Raw genomic sequence first — 17854 nt, 5'->3', positions numbered from 1 at the left:
GACGCCCCTCTTCCCCGCCGGAGGCGGGGTGGACTACTCCGTGCTGTCTTCGCCTTCGCCCGGCTTCGCCTTGGCGTCGGCGGGCTTCGGGGCCCGGCCGTTGCGGGCGCGCCGCGGCTGGCGCGGGGCCGGCGGGGACACCGCGACCACCGGCTGCGGTGAACTGGGGCCGCCACCGAGCATCAGCTCGGCGAAGGTGGCCATGGCCTCGTCCAGCTGGCCGCCGATGCGCCGCTCGGACTCCTCGTTGCTCTTGCGCACCAGCGAGGTGACCGAGTCGGTGTCGGGACGCGCGTTCAGCGTGCCCTCGACCTTCGACAGGCCGCTCTTGATCGAGCCGTCCAGGTCGCCGAGCTGCGCGGTGAAGCCGTCCTCGACCTTGTCCAGGCGCCCGGCCAGGTCGTCGAGGTGGGTGGTGACCTGCTCGAGCCGGTTGCCCAGCTTGTCGAGCCGGTCGGAGGCGTCGATCATCTCGCCGGTCTCGGTCAGCGCCGACTTGAGCGCCTCGGTGTTGTCCCCGATGCGCTGCTTGGTGGCGGCGTCCAGGTCGTCGATCCGGGAGCGCAGGTCGTTGTCGCCTGCTTCGATCCGCTCGCGCAGGGTGGCCTCGGTCGACTCGATGCGCTCGCGCACCGGGCCGTGCACCGACTGCGGGATCGAGTCGAGCTTGGTGTCCTGCTTGTCCAGGTGCCCGTTGAGCTCGTCGATGCGGCGGTGGATGTTCTGGAGCTTGTCCTCCAGGCCGTCCATCCGGCCGGCCACGCCCTCGAACCGGGCGCCGACGCCGTCGAGCCTGCCGTCCAGCTGCGCGAACGGCTTCGCCAGCTTGTCGACCAGGCCGTCCACCGCGCGGGCGATCTCGGCGAGCGCGTTGTCCTGCGCTTCGAGCCGGGACATCGCCTCGTCCAGCCGCTCGGCCAGCACGCTGACCTCGGTGCGGTCGGGCAGCTCCGACAACCGCTTGCGCACCGCGCCCAGTGAGTCCACCGGAGCGAGGCGGGCGTAGATGTCGTCGAGAGCGTCGAAGATCTGCTGCTGCTCGCTCTCCCGGACCTCGGCCGCGCGCACGAGCATGTTGCGCATCCGGTCGAAGGACGGGGCCCCAAGGTGGTTGTCTGTGGTCACTGCGGTGTCCTCCGTCGGGGAAAAGGGACTGGGGCCGAGCTTAGCGATCGTCCAATTGCTCACAGTATCCGGCCCGGGAAATGTAAATGTTGTGGTCAACTCGTTGGACGATTCGGGTCCAAGATCACAAAGCTCTGGGTAGCGGCGAAACTCAGAGTTACGGCCACGTAGGTGATCCGTGTTCACCACACTAGCCCGCCACGCAAGAGCCGTCCGGCGCAGCCCCTCGCGGGTACCGTTATCGCATGTCGACCGATACCCGCTCCCAGACACTGGACCCCGAAAAGATCCGCCGTGCCCCCAAGGTGCTGCTGCACGACCACCTTGATGGCGGATTGCGCCCCGGTACGGTGATCGATCTAGCTGACTCGATCGGTTATCGAGGCCTGCCCGCCACCGAGGTGGGGGAGCTGGGGCGGTGGTTCCGTGACGCTGCGGATTCGGGCTCGCTGGAGTCGTACCTGGAGACCTTCGCGCACACGTGCGGGGTGATGCAGACCGAGGAAGCCCTGGTCAGGGTGGCCGCGGAGTGCGCGGAGGACCTGGCGGCCGACGGCGTGGTCTACGCCGAAGTGCGCTACGCCCCGGAGCTGTTCGTCGAGCGCGGCCTGTCCTTCCCGGCGGTGATCGAGGCGGTGCAGGAGGGGTTCGCCGAGGGTGAGCGCCGGGTCGCCGCTAAGGGCGGGCACATCCAGCTCGGCACGCTGCTCTGCGCGATGCGCCAGCACGCCAGGGCGTACGAGATCGCCGAGCTCGCGGTGCGCTACCGGGACAATGGCGTGGCCGGATTCGACATCGCCGGGCCGGAGGCCGGATTCCCGCCCACCCGCAACCTCGACGCATTCGAGTACCTGCGCACCAGCAACGCGCATTTCACCATTCACGCAGGTGAGGCGTTCGGGCTGGCGTCGATCTGGGAGGCGATCCAGCACTGCGGTGCCGAGCGGCTCGGGCACGGCGTGCGCATCGTCGACGACATCAAGACCTCGCCCGGCGGGGAAGTCCAGTTGGGACGGTTGGCGAACTACGTGCGTGACCGGCGGATCCCGCTGGAGCTGTGCCCCTCGTCCAACGTGCAGACCGGGGCCGCGGCCTCGATCGCCGAGCACCCCATCGGCCTGCTCACCCGCCTGCGGTTCCGGGTCACGGTGAACACCGACAACCGGCTGATGAGCGGCTGCACGATGTCCAGCGAGTTCGCCGCGCTGGCCGAGGCGTTCGATTTCGGCTGGACCGACTTCCAGTGGTTCACGATCAACGCGATGAAATCCGCTTTCCTCGATTTCGACAAACGACTCGAACTGATCAATAAGGTGATCAAGCCGGGTTATGCGGCCTTGATCAATTCTTGACCCGCACCCGGCTTGTATTGTTTAGCCTAGCGAACTAAAGTCCAGATAGTAGGAGTTGCGTCCCACTATCTGGGAGGACACATGGTGCCGGTGGTCACCGTGGGTCGCCGCCGCTGGCTGATCCTCGGCCTCGGGCTGCTCGCGCAGGCCGCGAGCTGCGCCTTTCTGTACGGCATCCCGTTCCTGGTGCCGGTGCTGCGCGAGGCCGAGGGGTTGTCACTCGCCGCCGCGGGTGCGGTGGTGGCCGCTCCCTCGATCGGGCTATTGCTCACCCTCATCGTGTGGGGCGCCGCAGCCGATCGCTACGGAGAGCGACTCATCATGGCGCTCGGCCTCGGCGCCTCCGGGCTGCTGGTGAGCTACGCGGCGTTGGCCTCGATTTCACTGCCCGTGTTGTTCGCCGTCTTCCTGCTCGCCGGTGCCGCGACCGCGTCGGTGAACGCCGCCAGCGGCCGGGTGGTGATGGGCTGGTTCAGCGCGAGCGAGCGCGGCACGGCCATGGGCCTGCGGCAGACCGCGCAGCCGATCGGCGTCGGCATCGCGGCGCTGGCCCTGCCGCCGCTGGCGCAGGCGCACGGGTGGCGGGGCGCCCTGCTGTTCCCCGGCCTCCTGGCGGTCGCGGTCGCGGTGCTGGTGGCCGCGCTGGTCACCGACCCACCGCGGCCGGAGCCGGCCGGGGACACCACGATCAAGCCGCCCTCGCCGTACCGGGAGCCCACGCTCTGGCGGCTGCACGGCGCGAGCGCGCTGCTGGTGGTGCCCCAGTTCGCCGTGTCGGCCTTCGCGCCGGTGTACCTGGTGGCCGTCCGGGGCTGGAGCCCGCTGGCGGCCGGGTGGTTCCTGGCCGCGGTGCAGGTGCTGGGCGCGCTGGCGCGCATCGGCAGCGGGTACTGGTCGGACCGCGTCGGCAGCAGGCTGCGGCCGATGCGCCGGCTCGCCGTGGCCAGCGCCGCGGTGATGCTGCTGGTCGCCGCCGGCGACGCCACGGTGCCCTGGCTGGCGGTGATCGCACTCGTGCTCGCCGCGGTGATCAGCGTCAGCGACAACGGCCTCGGCTTCACCGCCTCCGCCGAACTCGCCGGGCACGCGTGGGCGGGCCGGGCGATGGGTGCCCAGAACACCGGGCAGAACATCGCCGCCGCCGCCACCCCGCCCCTGCTGGGCCTGGTCATCGGCGATACCCGCTACGCGCTCGCCTTCTGCGTGGCCGCCGTCTTCCCGCTGCTGGCCGTCTGGCTCACGCCCGTCCGCGCCGAGCGCGACCGGTCCGGGTGACGTGCGGCGTCAGGACGCGGGAATCGCTTCGATGGTCGGCACTACCCAAGCTCCCTCAGTGCGTGCGGAGGCGATCCTCGAAGGACTCGACCAGCTTGCGCCAGGCGCCTTCCTCGGCGTCGAACGGTGCGCTCGGCGCCAGCCGCGTCGGGTCCGGCTCGATCACGAAGTTGATCAGCCAGCCCAGGCTTTCCGACTTCTGCAGCGCCTCGGCGACGCTGTCGTCCTCGGCCCAGTCGGCGGCGTCGGTGAGCAGCTCGACGGCCAGCTCCAGCTGGGTCGGGTCGATCGCGTCGATGCCCTCGGCGATGTCCTCGTCCAGCCCGGTCAGCACGTAGCTGTTGTCCGGGTGGACCTCGATCTCCAGCTCACCGCCGGTGGCCTTGGCCAGCACTTCGTCCCAAGTGGACACTTCGGCCAGGTCGCTGCCCGCCAGTTCCTTGGGCTCGGCCAGCGCCCGGCCCAGCGCGCGCGGCGAGCCGTAGACGTCGATCTGGCCGCCGGAACCGAGGAAGACCGGTTCGTCGTCGAGGAAGCAGCGCAGCGTGTAGTACTCGTCGGTCTTGGTGACGATCTTGATCGGGTCGATGCCGACCTCGGCCCAGAAACCGGTGGGCAGCGCCTCTTCTTCGGCTTCCGCCTCGTCGTCGTCGCTGTCGACGCGGTCGAGGTCTTCGCCGGCGGTGCCGTCGGCTGCGGCGGCCTCGGCCGCGGCCGACTCTTCCAGGAAGGTGGCCAGCTCCTCGGCGGTCTGCTCCAGCAGGGTGGCGTCCACGTCCGGCACCGTGACCAGGCCGTCGATCGCGTCGAGCACCACGTCCCACTTCTCGGACACGGCCTCGGACAGGTCGGTCCACAGCCGCTCGCCCTCGCGACCGGTGAAGGGCAGCCTGCCCTGCTCCAGCAGCGAGAAGCCCTCGCAGCTGTCGAGCACCTCGTGCACCTCTTCGAGCTCGCAGACGTCCGCGAGCGAGCGCACGATGCCGACGATCTCGGCGAGTTCGCCGATGGTCCAGGAGTCCGGCTCCTCGGCGACCAGCTCGGGCACGCCGACCAGGTCGTAGGAGTGGTCGTCGTCCGGGATCAGCTCCGGCACGTTCAGCGCGGGCACCGCGCTCCACGCCGGGTGGTCGACCAGGTCGTGCTGTTCGGCCGTCCGGACGAACGCGGCGAGGTGCGCCGCGTCGGGGAAGGCGTACAGGTCCTCCTCGTCGCCGAGGAAGGCTTCCCACTCCTCGCCGTCTTCGCGCCAGCGAGGCGCCCACAGAGTCACCAGGTCACCCTGCGGCAACCCGAGCTCGACCGGGACGATGTCCTGTGCCATTACCTGTCCTCCGCCAATCACCCACCGTATGCGCTCCGGCTCAGGCTTCCCCCTGTCGGTGCGCGGTATGCGCAGCCTACGGGTTCGGCCTTCGCGGCGCGATCACCCCCGCCCGTCCGGAGGGCGGAGATGGCACGATGACTTCCCTGATGAGCACACAGCCCGCACCGAGCCCCCAGCGACTCGACGGCCGCATCCCGGCGGTCCCCGAGCCAGACGCCCTGTTCGAAGCCTTCGCCGACTGGGCCGCCGACCGCGGCTTGCAGCTGTACCCGGCGCAGGAAGAAGCCTTGATCGAGGTGGTCTCCGGCGCCAACGTGATTCTGTCGACCCCGACCGGATCCGGCAAGAGCATGGTGGCCGTCGGCGCGCACTTCACCGCACTGGCGCACGGCAAGCGCAGCTACTACACCGCGCCGATCAAGGCGCTGGTCTCGGAGAAGTTCTTCCAGCTCGTCGAGATCTTCGGGCCGGAGCACGTCGGCATGATGACCGGGGACTCCAGCGTCAACGCCGATGCCCCGATCATCTGCTGCACGGCCGAAATCCTGGCGAACATCGCGTTGCGCTTCGGTGCCGGGGCCGAGGTCGGCCAGGTGGTGGCCGACGAGTTCCACTTCTACAGCGAGCCCGACCGCGGCTGGGCGTGGCAGATCCCGATCCTCGAACTGCCGAAGGCGCAGTTCGTGCTGATGTCGGCCACCCTCGGGGACGTTTCGTTCTTCGAGAAGGACCTGACCCGGCGCACCGGCCGCGACACCGCGGTGGTCACCTCGGCGGAACGCCCGGTTCCGCTGACCTACCGCTACGCGCTCACGCCGATGCACGAGACCATGTCCGAGCTGCTGCACGGCGGCCAGGCACCGGTGTACGTCGTGCACTTCTCGCAGGCGGCCGCGGTGGAGCGCGCGCAGACGCTGATGAGCATCAACGTGTGCAGCAAGGCGGAGAAGGAGGCCATCGCCGACCTGATCGGCGAGTTCCGCTTCGCCGCGGGCTTCGGCAAGACGCTGTCGCGGCTGGTGCGCCACGGGATCGGCGTGCACCACGCCGGCATGCTGCCGAAGTACCGGCGGCTGGTCGAGCAGCTGGCACAGGCCGGGCTGCTCAAGGTGATCTGCGGGACCGACACCCTCGGCGTCGGCATCAACGTGCCGATCCGCACCGTGGTGTTCAGTGCGCTGACCAAGTACGACGGCATCCGGCAGCGGCACCTCAAGGCGCGCGAGTTCCACCAGATCGCCGGGCGCGCCGGCCGGGCGGGCTTCGACACCGACGGCTACGTCGTGGTGGAGGCACCGGACCACGTCATCGAGAACGCCAAGGCGCTGGAGAAGGCGGGCGACGACCCGAAGAAGAAGCGGAAGATCACCCGCAAGAAGGCGCCCGAAGGTTTCGTCAACTGGACCGAAAGCACCTTCGAACGGCTGGTCGCCGCCGAACCGGAGCCGCTGACTTCGAGCTTCCGGGTCAGCCACTCGATGCTGCTCAACGTGATCTCCCGGCCGGGCAACGCCTTCGAGTCGATGCGGCACCTGCTCGAGGACAACCACGAGGACCGGCCGGCGCAGCGCAAGCACATCCTGCGCGCGATCGCGATCTACCGCGCGCTGCTCGCCGCGGGTGTGGTGGAGCGGCTGCCCGAGCCGGACGAGCAGGGCCGGATCGTCCGGCTGACCGTGGACCTGCAGTTCGACTTCGCGCTGAACCAGCCTCTGTCCCCGCTGGCGCTGGCCGCGATCGAGCTGCTGGACACCGGGTCGCCGAGCTACGCGCTCGACGTGGTGTCCATTGTGGAATCCATTGTGGATAATCCGCGACCGGTGCTGTCGCAACAGCAGTTCAAGGCCCGCGGCGAGGCCGTGCAGGCGATGAAGGCCGAGGGCATCGAGTACGACGAGCGGATGGAGCTGCTGGAGGACGTCAGCTACCCGAAGCCGCTGGAGGAACTGCTGGAGGTCGCCTACCGCAGTTACCGCCAGGGTCACCCGTGGGTCGACGACTACCAGCTCTCGCCGAAGTCCGTGGTGCGCGACATGTACGAGCGCGCGATGAACTTCGTGGAATACATCGGTTACTACCAGCTGGCGCGGTCGGAAGGCCTGGTGCTGCGGTACTTGGCCGACACCTACGACACGCTGCGGCACACCGTGCCCGACGAGGCGAAGACCGAGCCGTTGCAGGACCTGATCGAGTGGCTGGGCGAGCTGGTGCGCCAGGTCGACTCGAGCCTGCTGGACGAGTGGGAGGCCCTGCGCCACCCCGACGCCGATGACCCGCACGCGCCGCCGGTGTTGCCAGAGGGGCCGCCGCCGGTCACCCGCAACGAGCGCGCTTTCCGTGTGCTGGTGCGGAACCAGCTCTTCCGTCGCGTGGAATTGGCGGCCCGGCGGGCATATCACGTGCTCGGCGAGCTGGATTCGTCCTCCGGCTGGACTGCCGAAGACTGGGAAGACGCGATGGAGGGCTACTTCGAGGAGCACGACGACCTCGGCACCGGGCCCGACGCCCGCGGCCCGGCGTTGCTGCTGATCGAGAAGGAGCCGGAGTTGTGGAAGGTCCGCCAGATCTTCGACGACCCCGCCGGTGACCACGACTGGGGCATCAGCGCCGAAGTCGACCTCGCGGCGTCGGACGAAGCGGGCACCGCCGTCCTGCACATCACCGGGGTGGACCGGCTCTAAGCGCGGTTCTCGAATCCGTTCTTACCCGACGTCCTTTGTGGCGCTCGGGGCACCGGGTTGCGCGTTCGGTCGGAAGTGAGCTACTGTGGTGGTGTCTATCCCCCCGGCGGATGCAGGCTCAGCCTCCCGTTCGGGACTCGCGATCTTCCTTCCACTTGTGCGTGAAGGCTTCCGGCGTGTTCTCGCCGTTCCTCAACCCAGAAAGATTTCTCATGACCATCCACGGAATACTCGACATAGTGCGCAACCGCGCACAGGTCAGGGCGGACGGCTACCTGCCGGGCCCGGACGACGTGACCATCTCGCAGAAGGTGGTTCGCGACCTCGGCCTGCGCCGCGGTGACCTCATCGGTCTCGGCGACGACGGTGAAGTGACCGCGATCAACGGCCGCGATCCGCGCTACCGTCCCCGTCCGGCCTTCGCCGACCTGGTTCCCTTGTACCCCAACGAAAGACTCCGGCTCGAAACCGAGCAGCACGCGGCCACCGCCCGGGTGATCGACCTGGTGATGCCGGTCGGCAAGGGGCAGCGCGCCCTCATCGTGGCGCCGCCGAAAGCCGGGAAAACCACCGTGTTGCAGGACATCGCGCACGGCATCAGCAAGAACCACCCGGAGTGCCACCTGATGCTGGTACTGGTCGGCGAGCGGCCGGAGGAGGTCACCGACCTGTCGCGCGCGGTGCCCGGTGAGGTGATCGCCGCGACCTTCGACCACGCGCCCGCAGACCACACCGCGCTCGCCGAACTCGCCATCGAACGCGCCAAGCGCCTGGTCGAACAGGGGCGGGACGTGGTGGTACTGCTGGATTCGCTGACGCGGCTGGGCCGCGCCTACAACCTGGCCGCCCCGGCGTCCGGGCGAATCCTGTCCGGTGGCGTGGATTCCACCGCGCTGACGCCGCCGAAGCGGTTCCTGGGGGCCGCGCGGAACATCGAAAACGGGGGCTCGCTGACCATCTTCGCCACCGCGCTGGTCGACACCGGTTCAGTCGGTGACACGGTGATCTACGAGGAGTACAAGGGCACCGGCAACGCCGAACTGCACCTGGACCGCCGCCTGGCGAGCAGGCGGATCTTCCCCGCCATCGACCTCCCCCGCTCCGGCACCCGCCGGGACGACCTCCTGGTCCCCGCCGCCGAACGCGCCGCCGTCGCCACCCTGCGCCGAGCCCTCCAAACCCGCGAAGACGCCCTCCCCACCCTCCTCAAATCCCTACGCCCCACCCAAACCAACCACGACTTCCTAACCCACCTAACCCACCCCCACCAGCCCAATCCCTGACCCCACATTCGTGCACCCCAGCCCCACATTCAAACACCCGAGCCCCACGTTCGGACGGCCGAGTCCCGCATTCGTGCATCCGACTCCCGCACCCGGGCAGCCGAGTTCCACGTTCGTGCACCCGAGTTGCACATTCAGACACCCGAGCCCCACACCCGTGCACCCGGGCAGCCGAGTTCCACGTTCGTGCACCCGAGTTACACATTCAGGCGTCCGAGCCCTCAGGCAGCCGAGCCCACATTCAGACGGCCGAGTTCCGCACTCGTGCAGCCGAGTCCCACACTCGGGCAGCTGAGTTCCACGTTCAGGCACCCGAGTCCCGCACTCGGGTAGCCGAGTTCCACGTTCGTGCACTCGAGTCCCACACTCGGGCACTCGAGTCCCGCATTCAGGCACCCGAGTCCCGCACTCGGGTAGCCGAGTTCCACGTTCGTGCACTCGAGTCCCACACTCGGGCACTCGAGTCCCACACTCGGGCACTCGAGTCCCGCATTCAGGCACCCGAGTCCCGCACTCGGGTAGCCGAGTTCCACGTTCGTGCACTCGAGTCCCACACTCGGGCACTCGAGTCCCGCATTCAGGCACCCGAGTCCCGCACTCGGGTAGCCGAGTTCCACGTTCGTGCACTCGAGTCCCACACTCGGGCACTCGAGTCCCGCATTCAGGCACCCGAGTCCCGCACTCGGGTAGCCGAGTTCCACGTTCGTGCACTCGAGTCCCACACTCGGGCACTCGAGTCCCGCATTCAGCCACCCGAGTCCCGCATTCAGGCACCCGAGTCCCGCACTCGGGTAGCCGAGTTCCACGTTCGTGCACTCGAGTCCCACACTCGGGCACTCGAGTCCCGCATTCAGCCACCCGAGTCCCGCATTCAGGCACCCGAGTCCCGCACTCGGATAGCCGAGTTCCACGTTCGTGCGCCCGGCTCCCACACTCAGGCATCCGAGTTCCACGTTGGGGCGGCCGAATCCCACGTTCGCGTAGCCGAGTTCCACACCTGGGCAGCCGAGTCCCGCACTCCGGCAGCCGAGCCCCACGTTCGTGCACCCGACTCACATTCGGGTAGCCGAGTTCCACGTCCGGAAGGCTGAGTCCGCCTTCCGCGGGCGAGCTCCCAAGTTGAGCAGCCGAGTCCCCCGCCTGGGTAGCTGAGTTCCACGCTCAGACAGCCGAGTTCCACATTCGCGCGCGGCCGACTCCCGCATTCCGGTAGCCGAGTTCCGCGCCCGGGTAGCCGACTCCCACGTTCGTGCACCTGAGCCCCACTTCCGGTAGCTGAGTCCCGCCTTCCGGCGGGCGAACTCCACCCTCGTGCGACCGTGTCCCACGTTCGGGTGCCTGAGTTCCGCACTCGGGTAGGCGAGTCCCACGTTCAGGTAGTCGAAGTCCACACTCGAGTGCGGCGAACCCCACGTTCGGGCAGCTGAATTCCACACTCGCGTGGGCGTGTTCCACATTCAGGCAGGCGAGTTCCACGTTCGGAGTCCGAGTTGGGCGAGTGAGATACGCGTCCGGGCCAGGGCGCGTGAGTGTCGCGATCGGGTGGTGTTCCGGCGAGGGGAGCCGCGCGCTTGAGGGTGTGGGCGGTGGAGGTCACTGCCCGGCGAGAGGGTGGCGCAGGACTACTCGCGTGCCCAGGTCGTCCAGGCCTAGGGCGCGTTCGTGGGCTCGTAACTCCTGCAAGCCCGGACTGAGGTCACGTAAGTTCGCGAAGCCCAGTTTCCGGTAGAACGGGCCGTTCCATGGGATGTCCGAGAAAGTGCACAGGGTGACCGCTGGAAAGCCGGCGTCCTGCGCCCACGTGAGCACCGCGCGTACGAGGGCGGTGCCGATGCCTTGCCGGAAGTGCGACGGGTGCACGGCCAGTTGTTCGAGGTGCGCGTTCCCGTCGACCACTTCGACGCGGGCGAAGCCGGCCGGTGGGGTTCCCGCGACCAGCACCAGCCGGGCGCTGGCGAGCTCTTCCGGGCTGCCCGGCGGCGGCAGGGGCGGGAACCCCAGGTCGGCGAAGATCGAATCGGAGGCTGATTCGAGGGCCGGCAGGGTGGCCAGCTCCGCGGCGGTGGCTTCCCGGATCTGCATAGGGCGTTCTACCAGCCGCCGCGGCGCCGGGACAACCGAAATAGAATTAGTCCGAAATGGACAGTGCTTGTGACGGGCAGATGTGCGCGGCCTCTCGCACGCGCTCGGCGGTCTCCCCGTCGACCGAGTCGGTCAGCAGCACCACGGTGCCGTCCGACTCGTCCTGGTCGAAGACCGCCGGTTCGGTGAGCACGCACTGCCCGGCGCCGACGCAGCGGTCGACGTCCGTGGCGATCTTCACGACCACGTCACCGGCAGCGAGTTCAACCCGTAGACGGTGGAGTTGCGCTTGTAGTCCAGTTCGTCGATCGGCTTGTCGATGCGCAGCCCCGGCACCCGGCGGAACAGGGTGTCGAACACGATCTGCAGTTCCATGCGCGCGAGGTTCTGGCCGAGGCACTGGTGCGCGCCGAAGCCGAACGCCACGTGGTTGCGTGCGCCGCGGGCGATGTCCAGTTCGTCCGGCCGGTCGTAGGCCGCCGGGTCGTGGTTCGCCGCGTTCGACAGGCCGAGCACGCCCTCCCCGGCGCGGATCAGCACCCCGCCGATCTCGACGTCCTCGGTGGCCACCCGCGTGGTGGCCAGCTCGGCGATGGTGAAGTACCGCAGCAGTTCCTCGACCGCGTTGAGCGTGACGCCCGGGTCGTTGACCAGCAGCGCGAGCTGATCGGGGTGTTCGAGCAGGGCGACCGTGCCCAGCGAGATCATGTTCGCGGTGGTCTCGTGCCCGGCGACCAGCAGCAGGAAGCCCAGGCTGACCAGCGCTTCGTGGTCGACCTTCCCCTCTTCGCGCTGCTTGACGATCTGCCTGCCGAGCAGGTCGTCGGTCGGCGCCGCCTCCTTCTCGGTGATCAGCTTGCCCAGGTAGGACGTCAGCTGGTCGACCGAGTGGCGCCGGTCCTCCTGGCCGGTCTCCCGGTCCAGCAGCTTCGACGAGTGCTGCTGGAAGAAGTCGTGGTCGGCGTAGGGCACGCCGAGCTGCTCGCAGATCACCAGCGACGGCACCGGCAGCGACACGTGGGTCACCAGGTCGGCGGGCTCCCCGGCGGCCAGCAGGTCGTCGATGGCCTGATCGACGATTTCCTGGATCCGCGGCCGCAGCGCCTCCATCCGGCGCACGGTGAACTCCCCGACCACCGCGCGCCGTGCCGGCCCGTGCTCGGGCGGGTCCATCGAGATCAGCGAGGGCCTGAACGTCGAACGCAGCTGAGTGTTGTCGACCAGGGTCGGGAACTGCGGGTTCATGCGGTCCGAGCTGAACCGCGGATCGGCGAGCATCGCGCGCACGTCCTCGTGCCGCGTGAGCGCCCAGGCCCGGCGCCCGGTCGGCAGTTCCACCTGGGTCACCGGGTTTTCCGCGCGGAGCTCGTCGTACTCGGCGGGCGGGGCGTAGGGACAGCGCCGTTCCATCGGAAACGACGGAACCCGCTCTGTGGTGGTTTCGGACACGGCTACCTCAATCCGGAGGATTCGTATGTGGAGGTTTACCTTCCGTTTTCACGGTACCGATGTGGAACCGCAGCGTCCACATCCGTTGGGGTGAGACAATCCGGCGGAACCTGAGAGGTGGCTGAGATGACGGTCGAGCACGAGGAGACCCGGTTGCGGGCCGACGCGCGGCGCAACCGCGATCAGATCCTCGCCGCGGCCAAGGAACTGTTCGCCGACCAGGGGCCCGACGTGCCCATGGAAGAAATCGCGCGCCGTGCGGGCGTCGGCGTCGGGACGCTGTACCGGCGGTTCCCCGACCGGGCGTCCTTGCTGCGGGAGATCGCGCGGGACACCTTCAGCAGCGTGCTGCTCGACGCGCGTGCCGCGGTGGATGAGGAGCCGACGGCGTGGGACGCGCTCGTCCGCTTCCTCCGCATCACCCAGAAGGTGAAATTGAGCGTGCAACTGGCCATGCTGTCGCCGCTGGCCAGGGCGGTGTTCGCGGAGGACCCCAAAACCGAGGAATTCCGCCGCGAGGCCCTCGGGATGCTTGATCTGATCGTCGAGCAGGCGCAGGCCGAGGGCTCGTTGCGGCCCGACGTCGGCGCCGGGGACGTGACGATCATGTTCTCGCTGCTGTTGCGCGAGCTGCCGTCGAAGTCGACGGAGGTGGCCTCGTTCGCCACCGAGCGGTGCATTGCGCTGATGCTGGACGGGCTGCACGCCCGGCCGGGTTCTCCGCTACCCGGCCGGGCGGTCACCAGCGCCGACATCTTCCAGGGCGCCTAGGTGTACCCGGCCGGGTACACCTAGCGGCTACACGCCCAGCGGGTGCCAGACCGTCTTGGCCTCCAGATAACGCCGCAGCCGGGCGATGTCCGGCTGCCGGGTCCAGTCGGGCTCCTCGGCGGGCACGCTGAGCACCCGCTTGACCGTGCCCGCGGCGGCTTTGGCCAGTTCCACGCGGTCGGCGGCGGCCGCACCGGTCGGGTCGAGCGCGTTGACGTCCCCGTGCGACGCCAGCCACGAGCCGAGTTCGGCCGCGCGACCGGTGAGGATGTTCGCCACGCCGCCCGGCACGTCCGAGGTGGCCAGCACCTCGGACAGGGTGATCGCGGGCAGCGGCCGTTCGGCGCTGCTCACCACCACCGCGGTCGACCCGGTCGCCAGCACCGGCGCCAGCACGCTGACCAGCCCGAGCAGCGACGACTGCTGCGGCGCGAGCACGCCAACCACGCCGGTCGGTTCCGGCACGGTGAACGAGAAGTACGGCCCGGCCACCGGGTTCGCCGCGCCCAGCACGGTGGCGATCTTGTCGGTCCAGCCCGCGTACCAGACCCAGCGGTCGATCGCGGCGTCCACCAGGGACTCCGCCTTCTTGGCCGGCACGCCCTCGCAGGCGCTGACCTCGCTGATGAACTGGTCACGACGGCCTTCGAGCACCTCGGCCACGCGGAACAGCACCTGCCCGCGGTTGTAGGCGGTCGCGCCCGACCAGCCGCCGAACGCCTTGCGCGCGGCCACCACGGCGTCGCGGACGTCCTTGCGGGACGCGTGCGCGGCGTTGGCCAGGAACTTGCCCTTCGCGTCGGACACCGGGTACGAGCGCCCGGACTCCGAACGCGGGAACTTCCCGCCGATGTAGAGCTTGTAGGTCTTGGTCACCGAAAGACGATCAGACATCGAGGTAAGCCTCCAGACCGGTGCGCCCGCCCTCGCGGCCGAAGCCCGATTCCTGGTAGCCGCCGAACGGAGCGGCGGGATCGAAGCGGTTGAAGGTGTTGGCCCAGACGACCCCGGCACGCAGCTGGTTCGCCATCCACAGGATGCGGGAGCCCTTTTCCGTCCAGATGCCCGCGGACAGCCCGTACGGCGTGTTGTTCGCCTTGGTGACCGCCTCTTCGGGGGTGCGGAAGGTGAGCACCGACAGCACCGGCCCGAAGATCTCCTCGCGAGCGATGCGCATGGACTGCTGCACGTCGGAGAACACCGTGGGAGCGAAGAAGAAACCGCGCTCGGGGATCGGGCACGGGCTGGTCCAGCGCTGCGCGCCCTCGGTGTCACCCGTATCGGCCAGCTCCTGGATCTTCGTCAGCTGCTCGCGCGAGTTGATCGCGCCGATGTCGGTGTTCTTGTCCAGCGGGTCACCGATGCGCAGCGTGGACACCCGGTACCGCAGCTTCTCCAGTACCTCGTCCACAATGGACTCCTGGACCAGCAGGCGGGAACCGGCGCAGCAGACGTGGCCCTGGTTGAAGAAGATGCCGTTGACGATGCCTTCCACCGCCTGGTCCAGCGGCGCGTCGTCGAACACCACGTTCGCCGCCTTGCCGCCGAGTTCCAGGGTCAGCTTCTTCGGCGTGCCCGCGACCGTGCGCTGGATCAGCTTGCCGACCTCGGTGGACCCGGTGAAGGCGATCTTGTTCACGTCCGGGTGGCCGACCAGCTCGGCGCCGATGTCCCCGGCGCCGGGCAGGATGTTCACCACGCCGGGCGGCAGGTCGGCCTGCTGGCAGATCTCGGCGAAGACCAGCGCGGTGAGCGGGGTGGTCTCGGCGGGCTTGAGCACCACGGTGTTGCCGGTGGCCAGCGCCGGGGCGATCTTCCAGGCCAGCATGAGCAGCGGGAAGTTCCACGGGATGACCTGCCCGGCCACGCCCAGCGGGCGCGGGTCCGGGCCGTAGCCCGCGTAGTCCAGCTTGTCGGCCCAGCCTGCGTGGTAGAAGAAGTGCGCGGCGGCGGTCGGGATGTCGGAATCGCGCGATTCCTTGATCGGCTTGCCGTTGTCCAGGCTTTCCAGCACGGCCAGTTCGCGCGCGCGTTCCTGGATCAGCCGCGCCAGGCGGAAGATGTACTTGGCGCGCTCGGCGCCCGGCATCCGGCCCCAGGTCTTCTCATACGCCCGGCGGGCGGCCTTCACCGCTGTGTCCACATCGGACTTCGAGGCGGTGGAGACCTCGGCGAGCACCTCTTCGGTGGCCGGGTTGATCGTCTTGAGCGGCTCGCCCTTGCCGTCGACGAAGGCGCCGTCGATGAACGGGCGGTAGGCCGGCTTGAGGTTCGCGAGGTCGCGGGATTCGGGCGCCGGAGCGTATTCGAAGGGTGAGTCGGGCATCAGTCCACCGTCACGTAGTCGGGACCGCTGTAGTGGCCGTCGAGTTGGGTGCGGCGCTGCAGCAGGAGGTCGTTGAGCAGGCTGGAGGCGCCGAAGCGGAACAGGCTCGGGTCGAGCCACTGCGGCCCGGCGACCTCGTGCACGGCGACCAGGTACTTGATCGCGTCCTTGGTGGTGCGGATGCCGCCCGCCGGTTTGACCCCGCGCAGTTCGCCGGTGGTGGCGTGCCAGTCGTGCACGGCCTGCAGCATCACGTGGGTGACCGGCAGGGTGGCCGCGGGGGAGACCTTGCCGGTGGAGGTCTTGATGAAGTCGCCGCCCGCCAGCAGCCCCAGCCAGGAGGCGCGGCGCACGTTGTCGTAGGTGGCGAGTTCGCCGGTCTCCAGGATGACCTTGAGGTGGGCCTGGCCGCAGGCCGCCTTGATCGCCTGGATCTCCTCGAACACGTGCCCGTAGCGGCCTTCGAGGAAGGCGCCGCGGTCGATCACCATGTCGACCTCGGTCGCGCCGGCGTCGACGGCCATCTTGACGTCGGCGAGCTTGATCTCGCGGCTGGAGCGGCCGGACGGGAAGGCCGTCGCGACGCTGGCCACGCCGATGCCGGTGCCCTTCAGCGCCTCGACCGCGGGCGCGACCAGGTCCGGGTACACGCACACCGCGGCGACGCGCGGGGTGTCCGGGTGCTCGGGGTCGGGCAGCTTGGCCTTGGCGGCGAGCGCGCGGACCTTGCCGTGGGTGTCGGCGCCCTCCAGCGTGGTCAGGTCGACCATGGAGATGGCGGTGTCGATGGCCCAGCGCTTGGCGGCCTTCTTGATGCTGCGGGTGCCGAGGCCCGCCGCGCGCTGCTCGACGCCGACCTGGTCGACGCCCGGCAACCCGTGCAGGAACCGGCGCAGGCTCGTCTCGTCGCGCGTGGCGTCGGCGAGCCGCCCGGGCAGCGGAGACGGGGTGTCCGTCGCCGTTGACGTAACTGTCATGCCGCGAGTCTAGGCGACGGGTGGGGGCGGACGTTGTGCCTGCTCAGCCGTGCGAGGTCACCCCGCGAGTCCCACATTCAGGAAGCCGAAACCCACGTTCAGGCAGGCGAACTCTACGTTCGGGCAGCCGAGTTCCACACTCGGGCTTCGCGCTCGGTTTTTGGGGAGGGCGGGCTTGGGGGGCGTGAAGGTGGACTGGTGTTCGCGAATGTGGGACTCGGGTTCCTGAACGTGGGACTCGGGTGCTGGAACGTGGGGTTCGGTTGCCTGAGTGTGGAGTTCGGGCCACGCGAATGTGGGACTCGTGCCGCGAGAGTGGGACTCGGGTGCTTGGACGTGGCACTCAGGCGCTTGGACGTGGGACTCGGCTGCGTGAGTGTGGAACTCGACCGCGTGAGTGTGGGACTCGGGTGCCTGAACGTGGGGTTCGGGTGTTTGAACGTGGGGGTCGGGAGGTGGGCGCGCTGGGGTCAGGGGGTGATTTGGGGGGCTGAGCTGGGGGCTTTGCGGGGTTTGCGGATGACGGTCACCGCGCCCCAGAAGGCGAAGCCGGTCACCTTGAGGACGGGGGCGTTTTCCGGGGCGATGTGCACGTCGCCCCGGTCGCGGGTTTCGAAGGCGCCCATGAAGCCGATGCCGGTGACGTCGAGGTTGATGTCGTCGGGCACCACGATGTCGACGCCCGCCATGATCGCGACCGCGTTGATGGTGGTGTGCCGCTCGGCGAACCGCGCGTGCATCAGGTTGATCTCGACGCCGCCCCAGAAGGCGAAGCTGTTGTGCGTGCCGGGGATGACCCAGTTGCCCTTGCGTTCGACGCCGGCCATCACCGCGACCGAGCTGGCCGAGCCGGGCCGTCCGCCGACCAGGTTGTGCGGGGTCGACAGCGCCGGGGAGGACGTGGGCGCCACGGCGACCACGCTGCCCTCCACCGGCAGGTCGAGGGTCACCGGCCGCAGGTCGGCCGCCGTCTTGGCCGCGTAGACCACGGAGAGCCGTTCCTCCAGCTCGTCCACGGTGATCCGGCCTTCGCTCATCGCCTGGTGCAGGATCTGCGCCACCCGCTCGCGGTCGGCGTCGGAAACCCGCATCTGGGAGGGTTCGGGAAGGCCGGGGTGCTCGCTCACGGCAGGCAGCCTAGCGTTCCCAGGCACGCCCCGCGTCGGTCATTCGTACGACAGCCCGGCCCCGGCGGCTACGGTGTCC

General features: G+C 69.1%; 14 protein-coding genes. 5 read left to right on the top strand and 9 right to left on the bottom strand.

Annotated elements, in window-relative coordinates; translation table 11 throughout:
• Positions 1-33: 33 nt before the first annotated feature.
• Positions 34-1125, bottom strand: coding sequence for a coiled-coil domain-containing protein (locus L3Q67_RS06385; RefSeq protein WP_499188655.1), 1092 nt, complete (start codon positions 1123-1125; stop codon positions 34-36).
• Between the two features lie 245 nt (positions 1126-1370).
• Here L3Q67_RS06385 and L3Q67_RS06380 point away from each other — a divergent pair, with 245 nt between their 5' ends.
• Positions 1371-2477, top strand: a complete 1107-nt coding sequence (locus L3Q67_RS06380; RefSeq protein ID WP_499188654.1) for an adenosine deaminase family protein — start codon at positions 1371-1373, stop codon at positions 2475-2477.
• Between the two features lie 81 nt (positions 2478-2558).
• A complete protein-coding gene (locus L3Q67_RS06375) occupies positions 2559-3752 on the top strand; it encodes an MFS transporter (protein ID WP_499188653.1) in 1194 nt (397 codons plus the stop codon).
• A 55-nt stretch (positions 3753-3807) separates the two neighbouring features.
• On the opposite strand, the gene L3Q67_RS06370 is transcribed toward L3Q67_RS06375, so the two are convergent.
• Complete coding sequence (locus L3Q67_RS06370; RefSeq protein WP_499188652.1) at positions 3808-5076, bottom strand: SatS C-terminal domain-containing protein; 1269 nt, start codon at positions 5074-5076, stop codon at positions 3808-3810.
• A 149-nt stretch (positions 5077-5225) separates the two neighbouring features.
• Here L3Q67_RS06370 and L3Q67_RS06365 point away from each other — a divergent pair, with 149 nt between their 5' ends.
• Both L3Q67_RS06365 and rho read left to right on the top strand, forming a co-directional pair.
• Positions 5226-7760: a DEAD/DEAH box helicase gene (locus L3Q67_RS06365; RefSeq protein WP_499188651.1), complete on the top strand. Its 2535-nt coding sequence runs from the start codon at positions 5226-5228 to the stop codon at positions 7758-7760.
• 212 nt (positions 7761-7972) lie between these two features.
• Positions 7973-9043, top strand: a complete 1071-nt coding sequence (gene rho / locus L3Q67_RS06360) for a transcription termination factor Rho (protein ID WP_499188650.1) — start codon at positions 7973-7975, stop codon at positions 9041-9043.
• Positions 9044-10636: 1593 nt separating this feature from the next.
• Here rho and L3Q67_RS06355 read toward each other — a convergent pair.
• The 3 genes from L3Q67_RS06355 to L3Q67_RS06345 are packed head-to-tail and all read right to left on the bottom strand — an operon-like array spanning position 10637 to position 12535.
• A complete protein-coding gene (locus tag L3Q67_RS06355) occupies positions 10637-11125 on the bottom strand; it encodes a GNAT family N-acetyltransferase (protein WP_499188649.1) in 489 nt (162 codons plus the stop codon).
• 46 nt (positions 11126-11171) lie between these two features.
• Positions 11172-11366, bottom strand: coding sequence for a ferredoxin (locus L3Q67_RS06350; RefSeq protein ID WP_499188648.1), 195 nt, complete (start codon positions 11364-11366; stop codon positions 11172-11174).
• Positions 11363-12535: a cytochrome P450 gene (locus tag L3Q67_RS06345; RefSeq protein WP_499188647.1), complete on the bottom strand. Its 1173-nt coding sequence runs from the start codon at positions 12533-12535 to the stop codon at positions 11363-11365. Before L3Q67_RS06345 ends, L3Q67_RS06350 begins: the two co-directional genes overlap by 4 nt.
• 165 nt (positions 12536-12700) lie before the next feature.
• On the opposite strand from L3Q67_RS06345, the gene L3Q67_RS06340 reads away from it, so the two are divergent.
• Positions 12701-13345, top strand: a complete 645-nt coding sequence (locus L3Q67_RS06340) for a TetR/AcrR family transcriptional regulator (RefSeq protein WP_499188646.1) — start codon at positions 12701-12703, stop codon at positions 13343-13345.
• A gap of 27 nt (positions 13346-13372) precedes the next feature.
• Here the strand turns inward: L3Q67_RS06340 and L3Q67_RS06335 are convergent, their stop codons facing one another.
• From L3Q67_RS06335 to L3Q67_RS06320, 4 genes are all read right to left on the bottom strand, one after another.
• Positions 13373-14239, bottom strand: a complete 867-nt coding sequence (locus L3Q67_RS06335; RefSeq protein ID WP_499188645.1) for an aldehyde dehydrogenase family protein — start codon at positions 14237-14239, stop codon at positions 13373-13375.
• Complete coding sequence (locus L3Q67_RS06330; RefSeq protein ID WP_499188644.1) at positions 14232-15671, bottom strand: aldehyde dehydrogenase family protein; 1440 nt, start codon at positions 15669-15671, stop codon at positions 14232-14234. Before L3Q67_RS06330 ends, L3Q67_RS06335 begins: the two co-directional genes overlap by 8 nt.
• Positions 15671-16648, bottom strand: a complete 978-nt coding sequence (gene deoC, locus L3Q67_RS06325) for a 2-deoxyribose-5-phosphate aldolase (RefSeq protein WP_499188643.1) — start codon at positions 16646-16648, stop codon at positions 15671-15673. The genes L3Q67_RS06330 and deoC overlap by 1 nt, the downstream gene beginning before the upstream one ends.
• A 470-nt stretch (positions 16649-17118) precedes the next feature.
• Positions 17119-17739: a DUF1707 SHOCT-like domain-containing protein gene (locus L3Q67_RS06320; RefSeq protein ID WP_499191446.1), complete on the bottom strand. Its 621-nt coding sequence runs from the start codon at positions 17737-17739 to the stop codon at positions 17119-17121.
• Between the last annotated feature and the right edge of the window lie 115 nt (positions 17740-17854).

The sequence above is a fragment of the Saccharothrix sp. AJ9571 genome (genome assembly GCF_021725495.1).
GTDB lineage: Bacteria > Actinomycetota > Actinomycetes > Mycobacteriales > Pseudonocardiaceae > Amycolatopsis > Amycolatopsis magusensis.
This window is presented reverse-complemented; position numbering and strand designations above follow the sequence as displayed.